Annotated in this window: 19 protein-coding genes; 7 read left to right on the top strand and 12 right to left on the bottom strand. The window is 53.7% G+C overall.

Annotated elements, in window-relative coordinates; translation table 11 throughout:
- The first annotated feature begins 138 nt into the window (after positions 1-138).
- A complete protein-coding gene (hhe, locus tag JQR90_RS17325) occupies positions 139-5457 on the top strand; it encodes a DUF4011 domain-containing anti-phage protein Hhe (protein ID WP_434140176.1) in 5319 nt (1772 codons plus the stop codon).
- A gap of 44 nt (positions 5458-5501) precedes the next feature.
- Here the strand turns inward: hhe and JQR90_RS17320 are convergent, their stop codons facing one another.
- The 3 genes from JQR90_RS17320 to JQR90_RS17310 form a co-directional block, all read right to left on the bottom strand.
- Complete coding sequence (locus JQR90_RS17320) at positions 5502-5945, bottom strand: globin domain-containing protein (protein WP_010795926.1); 444 nt, start codon at positions 5943-5945, stop codon at positions 5502-5504.
- A 245-nt stretch (positions 5946-6190) separates the two neighbouring features.
- Positions 6191-7666 (bottom strand): aminoacyl-histidine dipeptidase, encoded by a 1476-nt coding sequence (locus JQR90_RS17315; RefSeq protein WP_286790649.1) that lies wholly within the window; start codon positions 7664-7666, stop codon positions 6191-6193.
- A gap of 106 nt (positions 7667-7772) precedes the next feature.
- Positions 7773-8138: an HdeA/HdeB family chaperone gene (locus tag JQR90_RS17310; RefSeq protein ID WP_019366404.1), complete on the bottom strand. Its 366-nt coding sequence runs from the start codon at positions 8136-8138 to the stop codon at positions 7773-7775.
- A gap of 254 nt (positions 8139-8392) precedes the next feature.
- Between JQR90_RS17310 and JQR90_RS17305 the strand changes: the two genes are divergently transcribed.
- The 3 genes from JQR90_RS17305 (at position 8393) to JQR90_RS17295 (ending at position 13224) form a co-directional block, all read left to right on the top strand.
- Entirely contained in the window at positions 8393-8707 is a 315-nt protein-coding gene (locus tag JQR90_RS17305; protein ID WP_434140175.1) for a hypothetical protein, read from the top strand.
- A gap of 1348 nt (positions 8708-10055) precedes the next feature.
- Entirely contained in the window at positions 10056-12344 is a 2289-nt protein-coding gene (locus JQR90_RS17300; protein ID WP_312483271.1) for an autotransporter outer membrane beta-barrel domain-containing protein, read from the top strand.
- 49 nt (positions 12345-12393) lie between these two features.
- On the top strand, positions 12394-13224 hold the full coding sequence (locus JQR90_RS17295) for an alpha/beta fold hydrolase (protein ID WP_434140174.1): 831 nt from the start codon (positions 12394-12396) through the stop codon (positions 13222-13224).
- 179 nt (positions 13225-13403) lie between these two features.
- On the opposite strand, the gene JQR90_RS17290 is transcribed toward JQR90_RS17295, so the two are convergent.
- The 3 genes from JQR90_RS17290 to JQR90_RS17280 all read right to left on the bottom strand — a co-directional run bounded on the left by JQR90_RS17290 (position 13404) and on the right by JQR90_RS17280 (position 16690).
- Positions 13404-14192 (bottom strand): nucleotidyltransferase domain-containing protein, encoded by a 789-nt coding sequence (locus JQR90_RS17290; RefSeq protein WP_286790645.1) that lies wholly within the window; start codon positions 14190-14192, stop codon positions 13404-13406.
- Positions 14193-14681: 489 nt separating this feature from the next.
- Entirely contained in the window at positions 14682-15440 is a 759-nt protein-coding gene (locus JQR90_RS17285; protein WP_286790644.1) for an outer membrane beta-barrel protein, read from the bottom strand.
- Positions 15441-15931: 491 nt separating this feature from the next.
- Positions 15932-16690 carry an outer membrane beta-barrel protein gene (locus tag JQR90_RS17280; protein ID WP_286790643.1) on the bottom strand — a complete coding sequence of 253 codons (759 nt, stop codon included), beginning with the start codon at positions 16688-16690 and terminating at the stop codon, positions 15932-15934.
- 388 nt (positions 16691-17078) lie between these two features.
- On the opposite strand from JQR90_RS17280, the gene rtcR reads away from it, so the two are divergent.
- The gene (gene rtcR / locus JQR90_RS17275) at positions 17079-18686 is read left to right on the top strand and encodes an RNA repair transcriptional activator RtcR (RefSeq protein WP_286790642.1); all 1608 of its coding nucleotides are present in this window, start codon (positions 17079-17081) and stop codon (positions 18684-18686) included.
- 55 nt (positions 18687-18741) lie between these two features.
- On the opposite strand, the gene JQR90_RS17270 is transcribed toward rtcR, so the two are convergent.
- From JQR90_RS17270 to JQR90_RS17255, 4 genes are all read right to left on the bottom strand, one after another.
- Positions 18742-19290: an RNA 2'-phosphotransferase gene (locus JQR90_RS17270; RefSeq protein ID WP_150346520.1), complete on the bottom strand. Its 549-nt coding sequence runs from the start codon at positions 19288-19290 to the stop codon at positions 18742-18744.
- Positions 19291-19386: 96 nt separating this feature from the next.
- Positions 19387-20064, bottom strand: coding sequence for a DUF799 domain-containing protein (locus JQR90_RS17265; protein WP_286790641.1), 678 nt, complete (start codon positions 20062-20064; stop codon positions 19387-19389).
- A gap of 10 nt (positions 20065-20074) precedes the next feature.
- Entirely contained in the window at positions 20075-20434 is a 360-nt protein-coding gene (locus JQR90_RS17260; RefSeq protein WP_074821817.1) for a DUF4810 domain-containing protein, read from the bottom strand.
- A gap of 23 nt (positions 20435-20457) precedes the next feature.
- Entirely contained in the window at positions 20458-21129 is a 672-nt protein-coding gene (locus JQR90_RS17255; protein WP_219650977.1) for a CsgG/HfaB family protein, read from the bottom strand.
- A gap of 719 nt (positions 21130-21848) precedes the next feature.
- Between JQR90_RS17255 and JQR90_RS17250 the strand changes: the two genes are divergently transcribed.
- Both JQR90_RS17250 and JQR90_RS17245 read left to right on the top strand, forming a co-directional pair.
- Positions 21849-22736 carry a manganese catalase family protein gene (locus JQR90_RS17250; protein WP_010795923.1) on the top strand — a complete coding sequence of 296 codons (888 nt, stop codon included), beginning with the start codon at positions 21849-21851 and terminating at the stop codon, positions 22734-22736.
- A gap of 198 nt (positions 22737-22934) precedes the next feature.
- A complete protein-coding gene (locus JQR90_RS17245) occupies positions 22935-23468 on the top strand; it encodes an ankyrin repeat domain-containing protein (protein ID WP_010795922.1) in 534 nt (177 codons plus the stop codon).
- A 52-nt stretch (positions 23469-23520) separates the two neighbouring features.
- On the opposite strand, the gene rtcA is transcribed toward JQR90_RS17245, so the two are convergent.
- Both rtcA and JQR90_RS17235 read right to left on the bottom strand, forming a co-directional pair.
- A complete protein-coding gene (gene rtcA / locus JQR90_RS17240) occupies positions 23521-24537 on the bottom strand; it encodes an RNA 3'-terminal phosphate cyclase (protein ID WP_434140173.1) in 1017 nt (338 codons plus the stop codon).
- 58 nt (positions 24538-24595) lie between these two features.
- Positions 24596-25816, bottom strand: coding sequence for an RtcB family protein (locus JQR90_RS17235; protein ID WP_286790638.1), 1221 nt, complete (start codon positions 25814-25816; stop codon positions 24596-24598).
- Positions 25817-26055 lie beyond the last annotated feature (239 nt).

Raw genomic sequence — 26055 nt, 5'->3', positions numbered from 1 at the left:
CAGTGTATGGCGCTCGCCATTACGGTCAGTGTTTTCTGTTCTTCATCTTTTCACCGACAGACTGACTTATCTATTGATGACCGTTGATTTGAATACCGACAGCCTGGCTGTCGGTCTGCTGTTTTGAGGACGTTGTTCGTGGACGACACTACAGGCTCATCCGTCAGCCATCTCTCCAATCTCGAGCGGCTGCGAAGCCGTCTGCTCGATCTCAGCGCCCGTAACCGGCTGCTCAATTTTTCCCATGCGCGGAGCAAGCGTTTCGTTCGCGTGATCGACGAGCTTCCGGACCAGTTGTTCGAGATGCTGCTCTCCGAGCGCTCGATGCGCTTTGCGGCCGTGCCTGAGCCTACGCAAGCGTTGCTGCTCCAGCATGGCTTTCTGGAAAAAGACCCCTGTACGGGGCAAATGCGCGAAGTTAAAAAACTACCTACTGCAGAAGAGTGGGCTGCTGTATTGCGCATGGCTTCCAGCTATGAACTTCCCATGCCGATACTGGCCGAGGCGCCTGTCGTGGGTGACAGCCTTCTGCGGCTTGAAAACGAAGGGGGCCTGATCGAAGAGTCTCCCGTGCTGGAGGAGATCCGGGAGCGTAAGCACTCGGATGAGTCCATTCAGAGCCTTTATTTTCCGCCCGAGCTCGAGGCGCGCCTGCAGATTCTGCATGCCCAGTCACGGGTCGCGCTGGAAGAAAGCGGTGCGAATATCCTGTATCTGGCCATTGGCTTTCTGGAGTGGGACGAATCTGTAGCCGGTAGCAACAGTACGCGTCTGGCGCCGCTCATGCTTGTGCCCGTGCAGCTGGAAAAAGGCAGGCTCAACGCGGAAACCGCGACCTTCGAATACCGTATCCAGTACACCGGCGAAGATATCCTGACCAATCTGTCGCTCAGGGAAAAGTTGCAACTGGACTTTGGAATTGCGTTGCCCTCCATCACCGAAGAGCTAACGCCCGAGGCCTATTTCCGTCTGGTACAGGATACGATCCTCAGGGCCAAACCTGCCTGGCAGGTGCGCCGGTTTGCCTCGCTCGGCCTGTTCGAATTCGGCAAGCTGATGATGTATCTGGATCTTGATTCGGAGCGCTGGAGCGAAGGGCAGCTGGGGACGCATCCGCTGGTACAGCGCCTGACAGGCGCCTCGGTGGATGAAAAGGAGCCTCTGGCCGAGGCTGGATTCAGTGCTGAATACGCAATTGATGAACTGCCCGAGGTGCACGAGCATTATCCGCTGATCGACGATGCGGACAGCTCCCAGCACAGTGCGCTGGTGGATGTCATCCGGGGTGAAAACCTGGTCATCGAAGGGCCCCCTGGCACCGGCAAGTCCCAGACCATTACCAATATGATCGCGGCGGCCATGGCTCAGGGTAAGAAGGTGCTGTTTGTGGCAGAAAAGCGCGCAGCGCTGGAAGTAGTCAAGAATCGTCTGGAGCGGGCAGGGCTGGGTGATTTCTGCCTGGAGCTGCACAGCCATAAAAGCCAGAAGCAGGCGGTGATCTCCAGTATCCGCCAGCGAATCCAGAAACGGGGTACCTTTCGTTCGCCCAAGGAGCGACAGGCTCAGATTGAGCACTATGAACGTCTGAAGCGACAGCTCAACCGCTATGTCGAGCAATTGCATGCTCCCTACGAGCAGGTTGGCATGACGGCGCATCAGATTCTCATGCAGGCGACCCGTTTGCGTGAGAGCCTGCCTGTGGCGCCTTCCGAACTGCATCCTGTGTATGACTTGCCTGTTTCGCGTGTGCAGCTGGAAGAGCAAGCCAACTTTTACGCCACCTACTACCGCAAGACTGCACAGGAAGCTGGCGAGCCGGGACGGCTGGAAACCCATCCCTGGTTTGGCTGCCGCCTCACCCGTTTGACCGGCACCGAGCGGGAAGGCCTTATGTCGTCGCTTGAGCATGCCCGGCAAGCGCTGACCCGCTTTGCTGCGCTCAGGGCTCCACTGGCCGAACGGATGGGGGCACCGGCGCTCGCGCAGTTCACGCCCCAGGCACTGGCTGATCTGGCGGAGCGCCTTCCCGCGTTGATCCTCCCGCAAGGCGACGAGGATTGGACATTGCTGCCCTTGCTGGATGAATCATCCTGTACAGCATTGGGTGACTGGCTGGAGCGGTTCGATGCCTTGCTCAAGGGGCAGGAAGCCCTAGCGCGCCGTTTCAAGCCTGACGCCATTCGTTCCGCCGATATCTGCCAGCTGCTTAACCGGGCTTGCGCTGCGCTACGGTTGCATGTGGAAGGAGAGCTGGACCTGTCACAGGCGCTGGACCTCATGAAGCGAACCCGCGACCTGATGCAGGCAGCTGCTCAGGTCAATACGGCCGTGCAACACTTGCAAGAGCAGGGCGCGGCAGGCGAGTGGATAAGCGACCGGGAGGGACTGGAGCAGCTGGGTACGTTGCTTCTCCTGGCGCAGGCACTGCCGGCCGAGTTGGTCGAGGCGCGTCAGCGAAGCTATGAAGACGAGGCGCTCGATATCCTACTCTCCAAGCTCGCGGATCAGCTGCCCGAACTGCGCCGTCAGCGTGAGCATCTGTCCAAGGTGTTTTCGTTCAGCCGCCTGCCCGATAGCCAGCGTCTGGAGGATCTGCATCGCGTGCTGTCCGATGCGTCTCTGCTGCGCTGGTTCAAGGGCGAGTGGCGAGCGGCCAAGGCAGAACTGCTGACGCTGATACGGCCCGGTGTGAAGCTGGGCGAAGGCATCGACGCGCTGGTGGAGGCCGTCGCGTTTCAGCGTGAAAGCACGGCGCTGGCGCAGAATACCGGCTATGCCCAAAAGCTGGGGCCACTGTTCAAAGGGCTAGAAACAGAAGTTGATGATCTCTTACGTCTGCGCGCTTGGTATCGTCAGGTCCGTGAAACCTGCGGGCGCGGCTTTGGTGTCAAGGTATGGATTGCGGATTACCTGACCAAGGCAGACGCTGCGGACATCGCCGCGTTACGGGGTGAGGCCGATACACTGCTGGCCTATCTGGGAGAAGTAGAGGATTTAAGGCAGGACCTCGAAACCCTGTTTACCTTTGATGCTCATGATCTGCGCACACAGCCGCTGCTGGCCGCTGACGGTGTGCTGGTCCGCCTGCTCAAGAGCGTGGGTGGGGCGCTCAAGGCGATGCTGCCCTATGTTCGGGAGCAGAATCCAACGCTCAATGGGTTGCAGGTACAGATCAAAACCCTGGAGGCATGGCAGCAAAGCGCTGCCCAGCTGCGTCAGGACCAGCAGCTTGCGGCTGTGCTGGAAGGCCGCGAGCTACCGACCCTGGAGCAAGCCTCAAGCGCCCGCGCCACCCTCAACACCTGGCGTCATACCGTCGAGCTTGCCCGGCCATTGCTGGCGTTGTCTGTTGGGCGTGATCTGATGGCACGTCTGGCCGAAGAGGACGCGGACGGCGCCGAACGCCTGATCCAGGAGTGGCAAGAGCAGGCTGCGGTCATTCAGCAGGCCATGGCAGCCTGGGAGGACCGTCTGGACGCTTTCCTGGTACGAGGAGAAATCGAGCCTGACGAATGGTGGCAAGTCGTTACGGAGCCGACATTCGAGGCGCTGGAAGCACGTTTGCGCCGGGCGTCCGAACGTGAAGACCTGCTCGACCACTGGTTCGAATACCGTCGACTACGTAGCCGGCTGGCTGATCTTGGTTTCGAGTCTACCGTTGTGGCCATCGAACGGCAGCGTCTGACGGCAGATCAATGCGCCGACGGCTGCCTGCTGGGCTTGCTGGACCGCTGGGCCTGCCAGATTCTGGAGGATAACCCAGCGCTAGGGCAGTTTTCCGGTAAGGAACAGGAGGCTATTCGAGCGCGCTTTGCCGAGATTGATCAGGCGCTCAAGCAGATTCAGCGCGACGAGGTGGCGTATGACATCGATCAGGTAGAAGTGCCTGCCGGCAACAACTCCGGCAAGGTGAAGGAGCGTACCGAACTTGCGCTGCTGGAACACGAAGCCAGCAAACAGCGCAGCCATCAGCCTATTCGCAGTCTCATGCAGCGTGCCGTCAAGGCGCTGCAGGCACTCAAGCCCTGCTTCATGATGAGTCCGATGGCGGTAGCGCAATACCTGCCCGCGGGCGAAGTGGAGTTTGATCTGGTGGTAATGGACGAAGCCTCGCAGATGCGTCCCGAAGAGTCCTTGGGCAGCATTGCCCGCGGTCGTCAGCTCGTGGTGGTCGGTGATCCGAAACAGCTTCCGCCCACCAACTTCTTTGCACGCCAGGGAACGGGAGACGATGCAGAAGATGAGGACCTGTCCCTCGCTCAGGATTCCGAAAGTATCCTGGATGCGGCCATGCCCTTGTTCCGGCTGCGCCGCCTGCGCTGGCACTACCGCTCGCGGCATGAAAGCCTGATCGCCTTTTCCAACGCGGCCTTCTATGACGGTAACCTGGTGGTCTATCCCTCACCGCATCGCGAGTCGGCTGAGTTTGGCGTCAAGTTTGAGCGTATCGGCAACGGCCGTTTCGTCGAGCAGCGCAACGTAGAGGAAGCCGAGGCAGTTGTAGCAGCGATTGAGCATCACCTGCTCAATCGCCCACAGGAGTCCCTGGGCGTGGTTGCGATGAACGTCAAACAGTCTGACCAAATCGAACGTCTGCTGGAGCTACGCGCCAAGCAGAACCCGGAGCTTCAGCTTGCCTGGGAGCGTAATGCGGGACTGGTCGAGCCGCTGTTCATCAAGAACCTGGAAAATGTGCAGGGGGATGAGCGAGACGTCATTTTCATCTCGTTCACCTACGGCCCCATGGAGGCCGGTGGCAAGGTGCCCCAGCGCTTTGGCCCGATCAACAGCGACTCGGGTTGGCGACGGCTGAACGTCTTGTTCACTCGCTCCAAGAAGCGTATGCACATTTTCACGTCGTTCACGGCGTCGGATGTGCTTGTTACCGGTACGTCGAGTCGTGGCGTACACGCGCTGCGTAACTTCCTGCACTATGCCGAGACGGGGTATCTGCCGCGCGTGGAAGAAACCGCACGCGCCCCGGACAGCGACTTTGAGATTGCCGTCATGGACGCCTTGTCCCGCCACGGCTACACCTGCGAGCCGCAGGTTGGTGTGGCAGGCTTTTTCATCGATCTGGCCGTGCGTGATCCTGAGCAGCCAGGACGTTATCTGATGGGAATTGAATGTGATGGGGCGGCTTACCACTCAGCCAAGTCCGCGCGGGACCGGGATCGGTTGCGTCAAAGCGTCCTGGAGCAATTGGGCTGGCGGATCCGCCGAATCTGGTCAGTGGACTGGTTCCGTAACCCTCGTACACAGCTCGATCCCATTATTCATGAGCTTGATCAACTACGAAGGGAAAATCCTGTCTCTGCCAAGCAGTTGAGCGAAGAGGAAAAGACCATGGAGCATGAGGTTTTAGATGCAAGCGTAGGGACCCACCTGTTGGCTGAGCCTCCTGTTACAGAGATAGCAAATCACGGCCCGGACGATATGAGCCCGCACGTCCACTAAAATAAAGGCCCGCCAAGCGCGGGCCTTTTGCTGGAGCCTGCCTGTTAGCAGGCTTCGCCGTACAGCGTTTTCTCACGGTTGATCATGATATCTGCCAGGAACCAATAGGCTTCGCCCCAGGCATTCAGGATCTCGTCAGTGGCCGCATCACCCAGTACATCCTTGATGGCTGGAAGCAGGGCATTGGCAACTGCAGGGTAGTGTTCGGCCTTGACGTGTGTGGCTACATGTCGTGCGCAGATTTTGTCCACCGCACCCTGAATCGCTTCCAGATGGTCCACATTCTTGGCAAAGGCCAGGATGGCGGCAGCCAGGCGCCTGGGTTGTTCGCCTGACTTGTGGGCGGCTTCGTCGAACAGTGCCTTTATCTCTGGATCGACAAACAGACGCTCGTACATGCGGGTCGTAATGGCAACGCCATGCTCCTGAATGACAGGCGCCGTCGATTTGATAATAGCAATGGTTTCAGGTGATAAAGGCTGGCTCATAAGGCTTCCTACCGTATTCTCAGGCCGCTGCAAAAGGCGGCCCTGTTGTCATCAGGCTAGTGTTATCGATAACAGCGCCCCTCGGCGGAGGGCTTGCTAGAAGCATAGACTACCGCGCTGATATCGCCGCAAAGGCACGAATCGATGGCTGTAGCCTAATAAGGTTGCGAGGCGGAGGTATTGATATATGTCATGGTGCCTGCAATAAGCCAGGCACCATGACATGTGGTCAGGCTCAACGGGCGTCAGGAAACCTTGAAGCCCGGCTTGATATGCGCCACCAGATCAAGGAAAAGCGTCCATGTACGCTCGGTAGACGAAATGCTCAAGCATTCATCGGGCGAGTGTGCGTTACGGATGTCCGGGCCGAAGGAGATCATGTCGACATCCTGCAGCTTGGCACTAAACACACCGCATTCCAGTCCTGCATGAATACCCGCCACTTCAGGAGCACGGCCATATTGAGCGGTGAAACGTTCAATAAACAGGTCGCGTAACGGGGATTCCGGCCGGAAGGGCCAGGCAGGATAACCATCATGCAGTTCGAAGCGTGCACCGATCACACGTGCCAGGGCTTCGAGCTTGGCAACGGTCGCCTCCATTTGCGAAGGCTGCGAACTGCGGCTGGCGCTGCCAAAGCTGATTTCGTCGCCTACGATGTCCAGGGTGCCCAGATTGGTAGAGGTTTCTACAAGGCCGGCTATGTCCGGGCTCATGCGTTGGACACCTTGGGGCATCAGGATCAAGGCCTCACTAAGGGCCGTGGTCGTGGTTTTGGCAAAGCAGCGCTCCGGCATGGACGCGGCTTCTAGTGCGAGTTCAAGGCCGGGGTCGGCCGTCACGTATTCCTGTGAAAGCCGTTCGTACCATGTCTTCAAGGTAGCATCGAAAGCATCAAGGCTGTCTGGAGAGATAAGCAGCGTGACTTCAGCGCGGCGGGGTATCGCATTGCTCTTGCCTGAGCCTCCCTGCACATGCGCAACGCGGACATCGTGTCTTGCCAGCAGATCACTCAGGATGCGCCCCAATAACAGAATCGCATTACCACGTGGCGTATGAATATCCAGGCCTGAATGTCCCCCTTTAAGGCCGCGTACGTGCAGCTTCATGGCTCTTGAGCCGGCAGGAATGTCGCTCCACTGGATCGGAAGACGCATATCGCTGCGATTGCCACCCGAGCAGCTGGTAAATAGCAGGCCCTCTTCTTCGCTATCGATATTAAGAAACAAGCGGCCCTTCAGGCTGGATGTATCAAGTTTCGAGGCCCCTCTGAGGCCTACCTCTTCCTGGGACGTGAAAATAGCCTCTAGTGGAGGGTGCGGAATGTCGCGGCTTTCCAGCAATGCCAGCATGAACGCCACGGCAATGCCGTTATCGGCGCCCAGGGTAGTACCATCAGCTTTGAGTAGATCGCCGTCAATACGCAGCGAGATGGGGTCGCGGTTGAAGTCGATGGGATTGCCTTCGTTCTTCTCGCACACCATATCGGTATGCCCCTGCAGGATGGTTACAGGCGCATCTTCATAACCAGCGCTACCTGGCTTGCGGATAATGACATTGTCCAAGGCATCACGTTCGGCCTGCAAGCCATGGCGATCGGCAAATGCCATCAAGTGATCGGCAACGGCCTGTTCGTGGAAGGAGGGACGGGGAATAGCGGAAAGCGCTGCGAAATGACGAAAAACTGCAGCCGGGGCAAGATGCTCAACAGAGGCCGACATGGTGGCTCCAGAAAAAGGAAAACGTTGAGCGTCGGCTGATGCGGCTGGCGAGTCAAGCAGTTTTACCCATGAAGCACCCGCCAGAGCGCCTCATGAGAAGGGCGGCTTACTGGTTCATGCGCTGGCGGTAATCCACCAGTTCCTTGCCCAGCGCCTCGGTGGCATCCTGAAGCGTATCGATCGGACGTTTGCGGCAATAATCACTGATCCACTGCATGCGCAGGCCGTCGTCCATCCCTTCTGAAATATTCTTGATCCCACTGCGAGTGGACTCATTGAAGAAGGTGAAATAACCCGACACCCACTCACTGGCATACGGCTTATCAGCGCTCCAGGTACTGAGCAAGTCACGGCAGGTCTTGGATCCAATACCCAACGCCTTGATGGGCTCATCCCCATCGGCGGCAAACGCACCTTGCGCTAGGCTGCTTACCAGTGCCAGCGTCATGGCTATCCCTGTCATTCGTTTCATGGTCGTCCTCATGGGTGAAAGCGTAACGTATCTTTATAGGGCGATACCTGGAGCGGATCAACACTATGCTTGTTTTTTGCCATAGCGGTCATGGCTTTGTTGAGATGGCAGCTGTTTTTCGGATAAAACGGTTTGTATAAGTTCCGCTATTCGCCATCGGGTCGAAGAAAGGAGTAATTTATGAGTTTTAATTGGCTAGAAAAAGTTGAGTCTGAGCTGAATTGTTGGGGCGTATTTTATGGAGATTTTTTTACTTGCTTTCATCAGCTATCGTTGAAAGAAAAATAAGTTTTGCTGGCTTTTTAAGCGATGCGTCGAGGGGATTCGGTTTTTATGTTAGGGAAGGTCTCTTTTATCTACTTGATCAAGACTGGGATGAGCCATCAAAATTTAATGAAGTGTCTTTCTTTATAGGTGATGTGGAAAGCTCTTCAATTTCTGTCTCTGAATTTGTAAGAGCTGTGGACGTGGCTGCATTAACATATGTAAAGGAATTTAATGATGAAAAGGATATGGTTTTAAACTGTTTATTAAAGCTAAAGCTTAGATATTCGGATTTTTTGAATTGAGGGGATGGTTTGTGTAAAATTTTCTTTTGTGATGTCTTTAGTTTTCTAAGTGTGGCATTTTCTCAATAGATGTAAATTAAATTCATTGCAAAGGGTTAGCATGCATATAATTATATAATAGATATAAATTCTATAATTTAATAAATTCCTTTTGAAGCATAAAAGTAACTAATATGGATAACCTTTTGTCTGCATACGCCGTTATCCACGCAAAAAACGACCTGATATCACGGATATCAAATAACCCCGGATACACCTTATGTTCCAGGGGCATGGCTACCTATCGAGCCACTACCGGTTTATCAGAAGCAGTACAGCTTTCTATAGCGATATAGTGAGGTACGACTGTATAAGCCCGCTCAGCACAAGCGCCTATAGTCGGATTCGCTCGACCTCATCAAGGCTAGATGTCATCTAGGCGTCAGTCATAATGTTGCGTGGTCCGGGTCGGGGAGTAGTTTTCCATAGCTGCCGCGTTCTCCAGCGTGCTGACATTTTTCAGGTACACGGTAACCTCCGTGGCTCGGAAGATGTGTTGCCAATCGGCGTCTCGATCTCTGTCGCTAACGTACGTCTCTTATTATGGTATGGGCGATAGTCTGGGCTGCGGTCCTTTGAGAGCCAGCTTAATGCGGTGCTGATCGCGGTGAGCATGACATGCTGTTGCCCTGTCTATAAATGCCAGCAAAGCTGTTCCGCTCCATGAATAGAACCGCTTGTCCAAGTCAGGTAAGTCTGCCTCAAGTTTCTGCATAAAATGCCGAGATGTATCTGAATAGATACAAAGCGCCGGAAAATTTCACGGATGAAAATAGCTTCAAAGCGTTTGTACACCATGGATGAGGAATCAAGAGTATGAGTGCAGTCAAAATACCCAGCCTCATGCCTCCCGCCGGTTATAGCCTGTCTAGTTTTGCCGGAAGCCCTTCGTACCCTTATGCAAGTGCCTTTGTAACGCCTGCTCTTCAGTTCCGCCTCTGGTTTACCCCATTTTTTATTTTCCTCCCGCTTGTATAGCTGCATTGACCTGTGGCTGAGCTTTTTTAATACCTAATCATTTCATCAGGATGTAGTTATGAACAGGACTTTATTTCGTCGCAGCTTACTGGCAACAATCATTTCCGCTATGGCTGTTCAAGCACATGCGCTCGAATATGATTTAGGTAATGGGTATCGTTTGTGGAACAGCGAAACCGTTACAGAATCGCTTAATTTAACGGGGCAGCGTAATCAGCAGAGTAGCGCCGACAAAATGGGCGTTGAGTTCACGGGTGCAAATATCCAAGGCTCTTTAATTTCTCAGGGAAACTATTTTTTCTCAGGCCTTACCAGAAGCAGTGGAATCACAATGGATCCTTTCGATCCTGCCGTTGCAAACTCAGTCATTGCGGGAGATCTGATTAATAAAGGCAACATTACGTTAAGCAATGTTGAGTATGCTGAAGGCATCGAAATCGGTAAAGCCATGATTTCCGGCTCGATCATCAATGCGGGTAACATACTTATCACTGCAGCTTCTGATAACAGCGAGGCCGAAGGTGTTTATCTACACGGCACTACTATCGGAAAAGACTTCGTTAATAGCGGAACAATTGATGTTCGAACACCTTATGCAACAGGGCTTATTCTTGATCGCGAGAGCGATACGCCTGTAAGCATTGGCGGCAAGCTCATCAATACAGGCCTCATTCGTGCCCAAGGTTATTCCGCTAATGCCTTTGATATTGAAGCTCCCACCTCACCGCTGCGCATAGAAAACCAAGGCACTATGGAAGCCATTGGCGATCAATCCTTTGCGGTTGTTCTGTACGACGGGCAGATCGAGTCCTTTTCCAACAGTGGAACTATCCGAGCGGCAGGAGAAAACTCGAAAGGTATTGTGTTCAAAGGAGCTACTTTTGCAAACAATGCTCCGCCTGAACAAGGCATTATTAATACCGGTCTTATTGAGGCCGACGGTACTGCTATTGAAGTAACAGGTGAGCAGCTTTCTCCTTTTGCCATCAACCAGCGCGCCGGCCTGATCAAGGGCGGTCAGACGGCGATTAATGGCGGTAGCCTTGCAACCCTTAACTGGACCGGTGGGCGTATCGACGGCGATGTGCTGGATATGGCTGCTGTTAATGTTTTAGGCAGCGCTCAGTACAGTGGCGGGACTATCGCCGCGCCGCGTGTCGATATTGCGTCGGGTGGCTCGTTGAATCTTGAGCAGGCAGGCTCGTCGATCAACGGCGATTTGCAGGTTGCCTCAGGTGGCACTATCGATATGCGTCTTTCCAATGCGGTTGATCCCAGCGCGGCGTACCTGACCGTTAACGGTAAGGCGGCATTTGCATCGAGTTCCAGCATTGCCTTAAGTGCAAAGCCGCAGGACTTTACGCCAAGTGCTTCGGGTACGCAGTACACATTGGTCAAGGCCACGCAGGTGCAGGATAGTGGGCTGCGTGTTGCCAGCGCGTCCTCCTTATTGAAGGTGGACAGTTACGCGACGGACGCCCAGACCGTTAACGCAGTGGTCAGCCTGAAGGAAGATAAGCAGGTCGACGCTGATCTGGCCAATGTGGGCGCATCGCAGAACGCGCGTGACGCCGTCAATAACTTCAAGAACAGCACTATCGGCGGGTTGACGGCAAGCGATCCGGTGTTCAAGGCGTTTGCCAATGCAGGGTCCGAGGAGGCGCTAGCACGCCTGGCTGAGCGGTTGAGCCCGGAGGTTAACCGTGGCTCTGTCCAGGCGGCGGTTGCAGGCCAGAACTTGGTCAATAGCGCTATTGGCAGTCGAGTCAGGGGTATGCGCTCGGGGCTTTCGTCCGGAGATGTGCTGACCGAGACAGGTGTTTGGGTTCAAGGCTTGAGCAATACGTCCGATCAGGATCAGCGTGATGGCGTTGCGGGTTACTCGGCTAACAGTTCCGGCATTGCTGTTGGGGCTGACGGTAAGCTCAATGAGCGTACAACGGTAGGTGTTGCCTATAGCTACCTCAACTCTAACGTAACGTCCGATACGGGTAATAAAACGGATGTGAAGGGGAATGCCTTTACGTTGTACGGCAGCTATGACTGGCAGAACTGGTTCGTTGACGGCAGTTTGACTTATGGTCGTAACGATAACGATGGCAAGCGCTATATCGCCGATACGGTTGCCAAGGGTAGCTACGACAGTGAACTGTTCGGACTGAATGCGCTTGCAGGTTATTCCTATACGTTTGCCGAGCAGTGGTTGCTCGAACCGCGCGTGGCTGCACGCTATAGCAACGTCAAAATTGATGGCTATAGTGAAAAGGGCTCTTCAGCAGCGCTGCGTAATAACGCACAGCGTTATGAAGTAGGTGAGCTAGGTGCAGGTCTGCGTGTAGCGGCTGATTTCCCGCTAGCGCAAGGCAACCTTCAACCTGAAGCCACACTGATGGCCTACCACGATTTCATTGGTGATCGTGTCAGTGGTACTTCATCGTTCCTGCTCGGTGGTACGCCTTTCGTTACGACGGGAGCTTCTCCTGTTCGTGATACCTATGAGGCTGGTGTAGGGGTTAATTATCAGCTGGGAGCCGTCAGTGTGGGTGCGAATTACAACTACACGGCAAAGACAGGCTACCAGTCTGATACCTTTCTCTTGAAGGCGCGCTACGCATTCTAATGAGTACAGGCGGCCTGCTGATCCAGCAGGCCGCCTGATAGGTAGTTTCATGTTGGCGTCTTTTTACCGCACTTTGGGCGTATTGCTTGTTATCGCTCTGCTAGGCGGCTGCACAAGTCCACGAGAGCAGCTTGGCGGCCTAGCTGAACAAGCAGGCTATCGACTTGAGACACTCTCCATTCAAGCATTCCCTTTGCAGGCAGTCTTGCCTGCACATTTCAATCCCAGATCCGTTTTGCGTGTTTACCTTGAGGGAGACGGGCATGCCTGGGCTACCGCCTCTCAACCTAGTCTTGACCCCACCCCCCATGGGTTGTTGGTGGCGCGCTTGGCGATGTCAGATCCCGGTGGCGCAGTTTATTTGGCGCGGCCGTGTCAGTTCATAATGTCTAATGGCTGCTCTACTGCAGTCTGGACGAACCAGCGGTTCAGCCAGGCGGTTATCAGTAGCATGAGCGTGGCGCTGGATGCGTTGAAGGTGCGTACGCAAGCAACGAAGGTAGAGTTGGTAGGGTATTCAGGCGGCGCTGCTATTGCATTGTTACTGGCTGGGCAGCGTAACGATGTTGTAAGTGTTCAGACATTGGCGGGCAATCTGGACCCTGTCGCCTGGACTGAGTGGCACCAATTAAGCCCTATGTCCGGCTCACTTGATCCATTGAGTTATAAAGCGCGATTACGCAGCATTCCGCAGCGGCATTTGGTAGGTAGTCGCGATACTGTTGTGCCCTGGCAGTTGTCGAAAGCGTTTGCTGGCAAGTTTGGAGATCAAGCGTGTATCTCCATTATTACCGTTGCGGCTAATCATAATGAGGGCTGGGAAGCGGCCTGGCGAGCCTGGGAAGGAAAGCCGCTTCCTTGTCATAGGACTTCTGAATGACTTGGTTGTATACCTACCGATTAGGACCGATTCCTGTCGGTAAGCATGGCGTCAAAGCTAGACGTCCATGTGCTTAAAATAAGGTAGAGCGGTAGGGGAGATCGAGCGTATCTGGCATCTTGAATGAAGCGGCCAATGGGCCGCCTGCATGGGTGGTTCAAGAGCTGCGCCACCAAGTGTTATGCATGGCGCCTCACGACCTCCCGGAGGTAGTCATCCAGCAGGCGACTATCTTCTGCGGTTCGCTCCAGGACGGGCACAGGACGTTCCAGTTGCTCTTCGATGAAAGCATGCAGAGCGGGGCGGCGAGGGCCGTAAGTAGCCTCGTCGGCGTTTCGCTTCAGTGCAAGCAGCTCATCTATTTCAGCAAGCAGGGCACGGTCATCCACCGTACATAACAGCTCATGAAACGTCATAGGCGGTCGTCCGAGACCCCGATCGATCCAGCGTACGGCCAGTAGAGGACGCAGTACATAGAAGTATTTTTTGAAGCGGACCGTTTCATCCTGCAGATAGCCTCGAAAGTTTTTCTTGGCCATTGAAAGGTAATGGTTACGAGCTGCCGGTGGGCTGTAGAACGCTTCGGCTAATGTGTTGAGCCGCTCTGTTTCCGCTGGCTCGCTGCGATATACCAGTGGTGAGTCGAGCCATTCAAGCAGTGTTGGATTGGACTTGCGCAGAAGACCAAGTGCCTTGCGCAGCTCCCAGCCACTGATATCCAACTCATCGCTCAAGGGGCGTTCAATAACGTCCCGCGGGGCGTCAACTTGTATGAACCAGTCGGGTTTTTCCACGTAGATAAAGCGTACATCGTAGTCGCTATCGCGCGAGGCAAAACCCCAGGCCCGGCTGCCTGATTCACAGGCATACAAAACGGTAACGTTGCGTTCTTGTTCCAGCCGATCAAGCTCTTGTAGAACGCGAGTACGCATTTCAGTGGATAGTGGGTGACGTTCAGTGCTTTCCATGGCATGAGTCCTTCAGATGGGAGCTTTATGCTCGAGTGAATGCTCCATCAAATCCAACGGAAATAAAAATGTAAAGACCGAACGGAGCGTGTGTATGAGCAAGGCTGACCAAAGGCCATTACCTATACGTTAGGAAGGTAAGGGGTGTTATTGAAAAAACATTAAGAAACTTACCTGACTGAAAAGCTAAAGGCATGGACTTCTGGCTTAACACTGAATGAATAATGGTCTTGAGTTAGCCAGTATAGGAATCATTTGACAAGCAATTGTGGCCTCGGTAAGCCAGCACGCTGTTTATAAAGGTTGGCCAATCGATATCAATTAGATCGGCGTGTATCAGTGATGTAAAGGTTGTATAATTTTGTTTGTAAAATGGTGATTCAATTAATTGTTGATTGAAGCCTTCCAGCAGAATAAGCGATATCTCATTAAGAACGAAACCCGAGTTTCCTCGGGTTTCGTCGAATACGATAGGCGTATAGCCAAACGTTAGAAGGCCAGTGCTACTTTTGCACCGTATTCATTGGCCTTGAGTTTGACATCGTCGGCGACGTCGAGGTTGTTCTTGAGTTTGTACTCGTTATGAACATAGTAAACGCCGACCATGACAGGCATGGAGTTTGCGCCCTGGTTAAACAGTACACTCATTTCGGCGTATGGATTGGTGCGGTCGCGAAGATCAACGCGGTCGCTGCCTACATCTTCAACTTTGAGGCGAGCCCGGGCGTTGAGCGTGCGGCGTGCACCGGCTTCCAGGCGGAAGGTTGTCGCCTCATCAAACTGATGGTTATAGCCCAGTGCAGCCTTGGCAAATGCACCTTTGGTGGTCAGCTTGACATCTTCGCCACTGGTATCAGGCTCATAGCGTGTCCAGCCATAGCCGCCGCCTACCAGAGCATCAAGGTAGTTGGTGTTGTCGATGGCCATGCGCCAGCCAAGATCGACATCGCCTTGAGCTTCCTTGAGTTTATTGCTGTGTCTTTCACCAAACTTGACCTTGGCTTCGCCTTGATAAATGAAGCCTTCCTCGCCGGTCATCTTGTTGCCAAAATTATAGAAGACGCCCCCTTTGCCCATATGGGTTTTATCGGAGCCTACGTCAGACTCAAGTTTATATTTGCTGTAGCTACCTAATACACCCAAATTGGAAATAGGGCCGGTATCAGCGGCCATTGCATAGGATGAAGCAATGGTAAGGGCAGCTACGGCAGAAGTCTGGACCCAGCGGGCTCCGAAGAAAGGAAACATGATCAACTCTCCTAGATAAAACAGTAAATCGCAACAGGCGCGTGTTACGAATAGCGGTGTTTCTATAAGTTCAAAAAACTAGACGATATGCGCTAATAATCAAGGTAATATAGTTAATATTTAACTTGTGGTATGGTTAAATAGGTTTCTGCTATTTATTTTGATGTCAAAATGATTTGCTCTGTACAGTTACATGCATGGCTGCATACACATTAAAATCAAGTAGAGTGCCGCTTATAAGCGGCTTATAAAAAGCAACATAATTAATGAATATTAGCCATGAACCGGACAGTTCATTTAAGTGCAAACACAAGCGGCAAAACGTTAACTAAAGGTAATCGCGCGACGAATGGCGCGAGAGGCTAACGGAGAGAAGCGGAATACCGGGGGTGAAGAAAGCTGAGGTTGAACAGAAAGAGTACGTGGTTGATCGGTATCGTTTCCTTTTGGATGCCACCGCTATGGTCAGCATCCAGAAGAGGACTGAAGCGTTAGAACGCTACGCCGACTTTTGCACCGTATTCGTCATGCTTGAGCTTGACGTTATCGGCCAAGGCCAGGCGATCCTTCAACTTGTCCTTGTGGTGCTCGTAGTACAGACCTGCTGTAATCGGCAGACCTTTGCCATTCTGGTTGAACAGCATGTCCATCTCCGCATAAGGATTGGTGCGGTCATGGATATCTACACTTTCGCTGCCTTCATGCTGGACATGCAAACGGGCGCGCTCATTCAGCTGACGACGCACACCGCCTTCCAGACGCAGGGTGGTGTTGTTGTCGAAGGCATGGTTATAACCCAGGGCTGCCTTGGCGAAAGGCCCTTTTGCGGTCAGGCGTAGATCATTGCCGCTGGTATCAGGTTCATAGCGAGACCAGTCGTAACCTGCACCGACAAGCGCATCGACATAATTCTGATTATCGATTGCCATTCTCCAACCTAGATCAGCCTGGCCACGACCTTCCTTGAGGCGGTTGCTGTGCTTCTCGCCAAACTTGGCTTTAACGCCTGCCTGATAGATAAGGCCTTCGCCGCCAGTCATCTTGTTGCCGTAGTTATAGAACACGCCAGCTTTAGGCAGATGTCCATTTTGCGAGCCCAGGTTGGACTTCAGCTTGTACTGATCATAGCTGCCAGTGATCCCGGCTGTAGAAATAGGGCCGCTGGTGTCTGCCATAGCGTGAAAAGAAAAGGCAGCCAATACAGAAAAAATAGAAGAATGAATCCAGCGATTGCGTGCTTTGATAGCCATAAAATACTCCTGAACATAACGCTATAATGTTACTTGGTAAGCTCGCTTTAATTCAGATTGAGGTTAATGACAATAATTGGTAGCTGGCTAACTGATAGTTGGTTATTGATTAGCTGGCTGAATGTCGGTGCTTCTATACCGCTAGCGCCGGAGCGATAGTGCCTTGATGCAAGTAATACGAGAGTGGCATTCGGCAGGAAGCATTTTCAGGTTTCTCTGCTTCGCGGCAGTAAGAGAGACAGGGGGTTATGGCCCTGTTTTGCGCAGAAGCGACGGGTGCCTGATAGGCTTGGAGTCAGTTCTGCTAAGCCCGGCCGATTGATCCATTGAGACGCCAGGGCCGGAACCTGTTTAGCATTGGTCACTTCGCTTAATAGACGAGATAGGGATGTCAGGCAAAAGAACAGTTGCCATTGGTTTTATCGGCTCGACGCTGGATCGGGTAGGCCAGGGCGCCAATCGCTGGAGTAAATGGCGTCCAACGGTTGGGCTATGCCAGCAGCAGGATCTGCTTGTCCACAGGCTTGAGCTGATTCATGGCACTGATGCGCGAGATGTGAACCTTGCTGAGCGGCTGAGAGAAGATATCCATCAGGTATCGCCGGAAACCGAGGTGCGCCTGCATGCCTTGTCGCTACGTAATCCCTGGGATTTCGAAGAGGTGTATGGCGCACTGCATGACTTTGCGGTGGGCTATGCCTTTGATACCGAGCATGAGGACTATCTCGTGCATATCACGACGGGCACACATGTCGCGCAGATCTGCTGGTTTCTGTTGACCGAGGCCCGCTACTTGCCTGCAAGACTCATTCAAACGTCACCCGCCAGGCGTCGTGATGAAGGCAATGAGGTATCAGGAACCCATGCGCTGATCGACCTTGACCTGTCTCGCTATGACCGTATCGCTACCCGGTTTCAGCATGAGCGCTTGGAGGGTCTGGCCTTTCTCAAGTCAGGCATTGCAACACGGAATATGGCCTTTAACCGGACCATCGAGCAGATCGAGCGCGTCGCCTTACGTTCCAAGGCACCTCTGTTGCTAATAGGGCCTACAGGGGCTGGCAAATCTTTTCTGGCGCGCCGCATTTATGAGCTCAAGCGCAGCCGACATCAGGTGGATGGACGCTTTGTCGAGGTCAACTGTGCCACGCTCAGGGGCGACGGTGCGATGTCTACCTTGTTTGGTCATGCAAGGGGGGCCTTTACTGGCGCACAGAGCGCGCGCGAGGGGCTGCTTCGTGCGGCTGACGGCGGTGTATTGTTTCTGGATGAAATTGGTGAGCTGGGCCTTGATGAACAGGCCATGTTGCTCAAGGCGGTCGAGGAAAAGCGCTTCTTTCCGCTGGGCTCGGATAGAGAAGTGACCAGTGATTTTCTACTGATGGCGGGCACGCATCGGGACTTGCGCAGCCGCGTAGCGGAAGGGCTGTTCCGTGAAGATCTGTTTGCCCGCATCAATCTCTGGACGTTCGACTTACCCGGGTTGGCGGGGCGGCGAGAGGACATTGAGCCTAACATTGACTTTGAGCTGGAGCGTCACGCTCGGGAGCAAGGACGCTTGGTGCGCTTCAATCTGGAGGCGCGGCGTCGTTACCTGAATTTTGCCATTTCCAGCGAGGCTGCATGGAGCGGCAACTTCCGCGAGCTATCCGCCTCCATTACACGCATGGCGACTCTGGCGGACAGCGGACGAATCGATGAGGCAAACGTGCAGGAGGAGATCGACCGGCTGCGCCGTGCCTGGGGGCTTCAGTCGTCAAGCGATGGGCTGGATCTGCTTCTGGGCGAGCGGGCCGAGGAAATGGACCTCTTTGATCGTCTGCAGCTCGCGTCTGTCATCCGCATCTGCCAGCAGGCAGATAGCCTGTCTGACGCGGGGCGTCGACTGTTCGGCGTCTCACGACAGGCCAAGGCCCAGCCGAACGATGCCGATCGGTTACGCAAATATCTGGCGAAGTTCGGCTTGGAGTGGGGGCAGGTAAAAAAGGGGACGTGAAGCGGACATGTATTTCCCAAAATGAGCCGTGAGGCGTGTTATCAGCCAGCTGTGCTCATGGCTCTGAAATAAAATCAGCAGGCACATGCTCTACCAGCCAGACGCCATTGTCAGCCTGAAAGAATCGATGGCCCTGTTGATCCATATCCAGGGCTCTGATAACCAGCACTACCGGCTGGCCATAACGTTTGCCGACATTGATGGCAGTATCGGTATTATCAGAAAGATGAACGTGGTGGCGTGAGCCTGGAATCAAACCTTTCTTTCGTATCGATTCCAGAAAACGGACAGCTGTACCATGGTACAAGCGTTCGGGCGGTACTTTTTGGATGTGCTGAAGAGTGACCTGTGAGGTGGAGTGACCTTGAGCCGCCCGTATACGCGTTCCGTCGGGCGATAAGCTGAAGCGCTTTTTATCGTTGCCAACTACAACTTCTCGTATCAGGTGCTCGTTGAGTTCTCGGCCATGTCTGGCTGCGCCTGCGATCAACGTGGTGATCTCAACCCAACCTTCGCTATCGAGCGCTATGCCGATTGCCTGAGGCTCATGCCTGAGGACGTAACTCAGAAATTTGCTCGTTTCGATAAGCCTCTGATTGCTCATCGAGTCCTCCATTCAGCTGCGTGTATTTCAGCGTAGGCGGGGTAATACAGGCATTGGGCGGTATTGCTTGGCAATCCGCCCAATAAGAGGCTCTGACTAGCGTCCTGCAATGGGCTCATGGCCGTAGCTGGGCGAGTGCGGGCCTACCAGGATGCCGTTGGGACGGCCTGCCGACAGCAAACGAAGGCTAGTGATTCCGGCAATTTCATGGCCTTTATCGCTGATCGAGTTCGCAATCTGGTTTATAGCGGCTGTGATCAGTAAGCCAATCAGACCGCCACCGCTATTTTGCTGCTGCTCAGCTGTACTTGCGCTTGCCGCACCTTGCCAAAGCAATTTGCCGCTGCGCAAATCGACGAGTTTGGCGGAAGCCGTTACAACCGTCTCACTGCTGATGATGGCATATGTACTGCCATAGCGGCTGACCTCCACATACATGGCAGCATCTGCGCCAAAGATTTCGCGAAGCTTGGCAGGCGGCGCCGCCTGCATTTCATCAGGGGTTAGCAGGCCGTTTTCCTTGAAGGTTTCATCCACGAGGGCGACAGGTAAAACGTAATAACCGGCTTCGGCCAGAGGGTAGGTCAGCTGTGAGAGTACACTGTATGTCGCCTTCACATCGGGCGACTTGTTGACTGGCGGCAGAATGACAATGGAAGCCGGTTTGCTTTCCTTAAAGGCCGTGTAGTCATAAGGCTGCTGCTGGTTAGCGCAACCTGCCAGCAAGCCGAAAGCAGACAGGATAAACAACGCTTTGAGATAAAAACTGCGCATGGGATAGCTCCTACTTCTTGAAGTTGCGCATCAGGAAGTCCATGTACGCAGTAGACTCTGGAAACAAGGTCTTTTCAGTTTCAAATTGCTGGCGGACCTGATCCATTTTGCCTACTTCGGCGTAGAGCATCCCTAGCTGTGCGTGATAACCAGGCGCAGGCGTTAGGCCTTTGGAGCGGGCTTGTTGCAAACCGGCCTCCATCGCGATGATTTGCTGTTCAGGGCCGGTTTCTTTGGTGAAGTGCTGATACACCTGATCCTGATAGCCAGGCCAGTAATAAAGCGATTTGGGCTGTTCAGCACAACCGCTCAACAGCGCGATCAAGGTAAGCGACAACAATGCAGCGCAGGGCTGTAAAACGCTTTTCATATCCATTCCTTAGAACGTAAAGCTTATTGCACGGGCTTCCAGGCACCGCTATCAATCCCTTCAACCAGGCGGTTGACTGCTTCGCGAATGGCCAGGTCCAGTACCTTGCCGTTCAGCGTCGAGTCGTAACTGGCTGTCCCGCCAAAGCCAACCACTTCCCGGTTGGACAGGCTGTACTCACCGGCACCCTGGGTTGAGTAAACCACTTCGGACGTACGAACATTGACGATATTGAGGTTGACCTTGGCATAGGCAATTTGTGATTTGGCGCGACCAAGAATGCCAAAGAGCTGTTGGTCGCCTACTTCCTTGCGGCCAAATTCTGTTACGTCACCGGTAACCACATAATCAGCACCACGCAGTTGTTGGCCCTTTTTCGAGAGGGCACTTTCCTGCGCTATTTCACTCATGTTGTCACGGTCCAGTACATTGAACCGGTTGGACTGCTGAAGGTGAGTCACCAGAATGGTTTTAGCTTGACCGCCGAGACGATCGACACCATCTGAAAACAAGCCCCGCATATAGCTTGAACGGTTGTCGAATTTACCTACGGAAACAGGCTGGCGTATGCCTTGGTAGACACTTTGAGCGGAGGTCACCTTGGCAACTTCCAGGGTTCGGGATTCTTCGGTTGCGCAGCCAGACATTAGAGCCGACAAGCTAATGGCGCTTGCAATCAAAACCTTCTTTTTCATGTACTTCTCTTTACTGAAGTTGAGGCTATTACCGTCACTCCGTCTGTGCGTAGTAATAACCGTAGGCGAGCAGATCACACTGCTCTAGCGTTTGCCGTATGCAACGAAGAAAGAGAGGTAGGGATGTATTCGCTGGAATTGCCCAGAGAAAAGCGGCAATCGAGAATCAAAAAACCTGACCAATCCTTGGCTGATTAGCATCCTGCTAGAGAAGGGAATTTGTGAAGTCTATCAACCTTCTTAAATCATGTTAGGTTGTGCTTCGACGAATGGAGCAGATGACGTCATAGACGGAGCAGCAATAGGAGAAGCCGTGAAAGATTTGTCTCAATCAGTGACTGATAGGTCTGTTTTCGAACAAGTAAGTCACGAGGTAGGGAAAGATTTTCAGCCGACCAGCGGCAGAGAGAATTAAAGGATAAAAAGCGCCATTTAAAGCCTGCTTATCATGACACGGAAACGCCTTGCAGGCTCCGAAAATACTGGCCTAAAGCCGCTTCGCTGCGTTTACTCAATAAGACTTTCTAATTAGCTTGATAGATAAAAGCATTCAGGCTAATGGTCGCCTACTCTGAACTATCTGGAGCCAAACTGCCTCCACTTCTACAGAGCCTGTACATGACGTCGTTAAGCAGGCTCCTACACCATTGGTGTTATCAAAATCAAAAAGGAAGTAGTGGGATAAGGACAGCGTGATTAAATCTGGATAGGAGAGCTGTATGTTCGTTCATAACAAACGACTTCAGTATACCGTTCGTGTAGCTGGTCCCAACCCGGGCCTGGCCAATCTAATGCTTGAGCAGTTTGGCGGTCCTCAAGGCGAACTCGCGGCTGCGATGCGCTATTTCACCCAGGGTCTGGCCGAAGACGATGCAGGTCGTAAAGATATGCTGATGGATATCGCGACCGAAGAGCTTAGCCACCTGGAAATTATTGGCTCCATCGTCGGTATGTTGAACAAGGGCAACAAAGGCCAACTGGCCGAAGGCATCGAAGAAGAAGCCGAGTTGTACCGTAGCATCACCGGAGCGGGTAACGATTCTCACATTACATCTGTTCTGTACGGTGGCGGCGCACCGCTCACCAACTCTGCAGGTGTACCGTGGACAGCAGCTTATATCGATACCATCACTGAGCCGACTGCTGACCTGCGCTCCAATATCGCCGCCGAAGCGCGTGCGAAGATTGTGTATGAGCGCCTGATCAACCTCACTGACGACGTAGGCGTGAAAGATGCCTTACAGTTCCTGATGACGCGCGAAATCGCTCACCAGAAGTCCTTTGAGAAAGCTCTACACTCCATGCAGCCCAACTTCCCGCAGGGCAAGCTGCCAGGCAAGCCGGAGTTCGCCAACGTGTACTTCAGTATGTCCCAGGGCGAAGGCGATATGCGTGGTCCTTGGAACCAGGGTGGCGAGTGGGAATACGTAGAAAGCCCGCAACCTGCTGTTGATGGCGGTGATGGCTTGGCTACTGTCAATCTGCCTGCCAAAGACATGAAAGTGGTCGAGCAGATGGTCAAGCGCACAGCGTCCGATCCGGCCAGCAACCCTCTGACTGGGGCTGATCTGGGCTCTGGCATGGCTACGCAGAAGAAAGAAGTCTGACGCTTTTCTGCTAGATGATTACCCGTGCATGGCTTGGCTGTGGTCTGACACCACACCCTGCCATGCAGGGTTCTTATGTAAAACCTTGCGTGAGCCGATAGATACGTTCTTCACCCCGGCACTCATCAGGACGAATTAAAATGGCGGAACGCAGTCGCAATAAACGGCACTGTTATTACCGCATATCAAGGAAGCGAGATGACTGAAGAAAACCGCGACGCACAACTTTCTGAAGACCAGGCGATTGAGTTCGCCCATCAAGTACTCGATTTGGCGCGCAGTGGCGATGCAGTCACATTGGGCAAGCTGCTGGATAAGGGGCTGCCCCCCAACTTACGCACCAGCAAAGGTGACACACTGCTAATGCTGGCCAGCTACCATGGGCAGCTTGATGCGGTACGTACATTGCTCGATCATGGCGCTGACCCGAATATCTGCAACGATAACGGCCAGAGTCCTATTGCGGGTGCAGCCTTCAAGGGCAATCTGCCAATGGTAAAGCTGTTGGTTGAGCAGGGTGCCGATGTGGAAGGCGTGTCCCCGGATGGCAAGACCGCATTGATGATGGCTGCGATGTTCAATCGGGCCGAAATCGCCGAATACCTGATCGAAAAAGGCGCCAATATTAACGCCCAGGATGCTAACGGTGTAACGCCTCTTGCAGCTGCACAACGTATGGGCGCGCCTGAAACGGTTGCGTTGCTGGAACGAATTCAAGAGCTGCAAAAGTAGGCAGCCTGTTTATGAAAAAGGCGCCTGTCAGGCGCCTTTTTTGGTTTCTGGCCTATGATTCTAACCGTACCTGATAGCAGTCACCGCTCAATGGCTCGATCACGATGCGGACCGGGCAGAACCGCTGGATGACTTCGGCGTTGCTAAGCAAATGCTCAGACGCATGCAGGCAGGTAAAGCGGCCGCTGCCCGCCAACACTAGAGGGAGCAAGAGCTGGTCTGCGAGATGTTCGCCTACGGCAGCACCGCTGTGCTCAAAGGCGAGCAGTTCATCAATGGCGTGATTGGCGACTTGTTCTGCCCTGACGCGGCTTTGCCCGAACGCAGCGAACACCTCGGTAACCGCCTCGTACTGTTGCTCGATTAGCACTACATTTCCAGGCCCCTGCGCCTTCTGTAGCTGAACGGTATGCAGGTTGTCCTGAGACCAGCCCAAACGTTGTGTTACTTGGTTCAGCTCGCGCGTGCCTATCGACTCGGGCAGGCCTGCCAGAAGCGCTTGCGCCTGCTGGCTGACCAATTGACCACGGTCCTCCAATATCAGCGGACTCAACCTGCTGGGTTGGATCACTACCGTCATCTCACCTCCACCCGCAGGAGCAAAGCCATGACGGATGAGGACCAGCTCTATATGGGCGCCCATCCGTTTCAGTAACGGTAGCCATGCTTTTTGCAGGAAGTCGACTGGTGGTGCAGCAGGATTGTGCGTTCCGCCTTTCAGTCTCAGGCGACTGGGAGCAGGTGCCTTGAGCAGGGCGGGCAACACGGTCTGTAGGACAAGTACACAGCTGCCTGCCGTGCTGATGGCAAATTCATAATTACCACCCTTGATTGCGCCAGGCTGAAAACGCAGGCTCAGCGAGCCCAGCTCCGCACCCTCAAGCGTTGCATCGCATATCGCGGCGGCCGCTTGCACGGCCGTCAGGTGCTGGCGAAGCAGGCCAGAACGGCTCCGCTTCGCACGAATATTGGTGATACTGAACGGCTGTCCAGTGATCATGGACAGGCTCAAGGCGCTACGCAGGATCTGACCACCGCCGATCGACCCGTCCAATTGTAGTTCTTCCATGGTTAAAACCTTTTTTGTCGTGCAGTTCAATCTGCTTTCATTCGTCCAGTGAAGCTGATCAGCCTTTGACGCATACCACCTGACGCAGGGTGTGCACCACTTCCACCAGGCTGCGCTGGGCTTCCATTACACGGTCGATGTCTTTATAGGCCATCGGGATTTCATCGATGACGTTGGCATCCTTTCGGCATTCCACATGTGCGGTAGCGCGTACCTGGTCCTCGACCGTAAACAGGTTCTTGGCCTTGGTCCGGCTCATGGTTCGTCCGGCGCCATGGCTGCAGGAACAGAATGACTCCTCATTGCCCAGGCCGCGAACGATAAAGCTCTTGGCACCCATGGAGCCGGGAATGATGCCCAATTCGCCCTTCTTGGCTGATACCGCCCCTTTGCGGGTAATCAGTACCTCCTGACCGAAATGCTGTTCTTTCTGCACGTAGTTATGGTGGCAGTTGACCGCTTCCAGGTTTGCCTCAAACGGCTTGGTGATGACCTTTCGGGCCGCATCGATCACTGCGTGCATCATCAGGGCGCGGTTCTGTTTGGCAAAATCCTGCGCCCAGGCGACAGCCTCGACATAATCGTTGTAGTGCTTGCTGCCCTCCTCGAAGTACGCCAAGTCTTTATCGGGAAGATTGGCAATGTGCTGTCGCATGTCTTTTTTTGCCAGCTCAATGAACAGATTCCCGATGGCATTACCTACCCCACGCGAGCCGCTGTGCAGCATGAACCAGACCCGCTGGGCTTCGTCCAGACAGACCTCGATAAAATGGTTCCCGGTACCCAAAGTACCCAGGTGGTTGCGGTTGTTGGTCTTTTCCAGTTTCGGGTATTTATCGGTAATGGCCTTAAAACGCTTGGCCAGGCTGGACCAGGCATGATCGGCCATATCAGGTACGTTCTGCCAGGCACCTTGGTCGCGGCGGCCAAAAGTTTTGCCGTGGGGAACGGCCTTTTCGATGGCGCTGCGTAGCGGTTGCAGGTTGTCAGGCAGGTCTGAAGCCATCAGTGACGTACGCGCCGCGATCATTCCGCAGCCGATGTCGACGCCCACCGCCGCAGGGATGATGGCACCTACAGTTGGGATAACGCTACCGATAGTGGAGCCTTTACCCAAGTGGACATCCGGCATTACTGCCAGATGTTTGAAGATGAACGGCATCTTGGCTGTGTTCATCAGTTGCTGTTTGGCATCGCCTTCGACCGGGACGCCTTCGGTCCACATCTTGATAGGCTTGCCGTTGGCTACTTCAAGAAGCTGATAGTTCTGCTTGTCCATTTCTACGCTACTCCATGGGTTGTCTGTGAGATGCAGGCAAACACGCTGCAACCTTCATATCCCTGGATATAGCAGAGGGCGTGCCATTGTTTTAAAAACGCTTATCTTTAACTTTAAGTTATTGAAATTTAAGATTTTTAGTGAAATTTTTTTAGAGGGGACTGCTTGGTCTCTTCTGATTTACGATATTTTTATCTATCACCTTATAAATTTATATAGCCATGGCTTCCCTCTATCTT

It is taken from the genome of Pseudomonas sp. JZ114 (assembly GCF_051027705.1).
Classification (GTDB): Bacteria; Pseudomonadota; Gammaproteobacteria; order Pseudomonadales; family Pseudomonadaceae; genus Chryseomonas; species Chryseomonas luteola.
Note: the sequence above shows the minus strand (reverse complement) of the source record. Positions and strands in the feature narration are given on the sequence as shown.

Coding starts and splice junctions, on each gene's coding strand:
- JQR90_RS17320 (WP_010795926.1), bottom strand. CDS start 5,945: ATGAGCCAGCCTTTATCACCTGAAACCATTGCTATTATCAAATCGACG.
- JQR90_RS17315 (WP_286790649.1), bottom strand. CDS start 7,666: ATGTCGGCCTCTGTTGAGCATCTTGCCCCGGCTGCAGTTTTTCGTCAT.
- JQR90_RS17310 (WP_019366404.1), bottom strand. CDS start 8,138: ATGAAACGAATGACAGGGATAGCCATGACGCTGGCACTGGTAAGCAGC.
- JQR90_RS17300 (WP_312483271.1), top strand. CDS start 10,056: ATGGATCCTTTCGATCCTGCCGTTGCAAACTCAGTCATTGCGGGAGAT.
- JQR90_RS17295 (WP_434140174.1), top strand. CDS start 12,394: ATGTTGGCGTCTTTTTACCGCACTTTGGGCGTATTGCTTGTTATCGCT.
- JQR90_RS17290 (WP_286790645.1), bottom strand. CDS start 14,192: ATGGAAAGCACTGAACGTCACCCACTATCCACTGAAATGCGTACTCGC.
- JQR90_RS17285 (WP_286790644.1), bottom strand. CDS start 15,440: ATGTTTCCTTTCTTCGGAGCCCGCTGGGTCCAGACTTCTGCCGTAGCT.
- JQR90_RS17280 (WP_286790643.1), bottom strand. CDS start 16,690: ATGGCTATCAAAGCACGCAATCGCTGGATTCATTCTTCTATTTTTTCT.
- rtcR (WP_286790642.1), top strand. CDS start 17,079: ATGTCAGGCAAAAGAACAGTTGCCATTGGTTTTATCGGCTCGACGCTG.
- JQR90_RS17270 (WP_150346520.1), bottom strand. CDS start 19,290: ATGAGCAATCAGAGGCTTATCGAAACGAGCAAATTTCTGAGTTACGTC.
- JQR90_RS17265 (WP_286790641.1), bottom strand. CDS start 20,064: ATGCGCAGTTTTTATCTCAAAGCGTTGTTTATCCTGTCTGCTTTCGGC.
- JQR90_RS17260 (WP_074821817.1), bottom strand. CDS start 20,434: ATGAAAAGCGTTTTACAGCCCTGCGCTGCATTGTTGTCGCTTACCTTG.
- JQR90_RS17255 (WP_219650977.1), bottom strand. CDS start 21,129: ATGAAAAAGAAGGTTTTGATTGCAAGCGCCATTAGCTTGTCGGCTCTA.
- JQR90_RS17250 (WP_010795923.1), top strand. CDS start 21,849: ATGTTCGTTCATAACAAACGACTTCAGTATACCGTTCGTGTAGCTGGT.
- JQR90_RS17245 (WP_010795922.1), top strand. CDS start 22,935: ATGACTGAAGAAAACCGCGACGCACAACTTTCTGAAGACCAGGCGATT.
- rtcA (WP_434140173.1), bottom strand. CDS start 24,537: ATGGAAGAACTACAATTGGACGGGTCGATCGGCGGTGGTCAGATCCTG.
- JQR90_RS17235 (WP_286790638.1), bottom strand. CDS start 25,816: ATGGACAAGCAGAACTATCAGCTTCTTGAAGTAGCCAACGGCAAGCCT.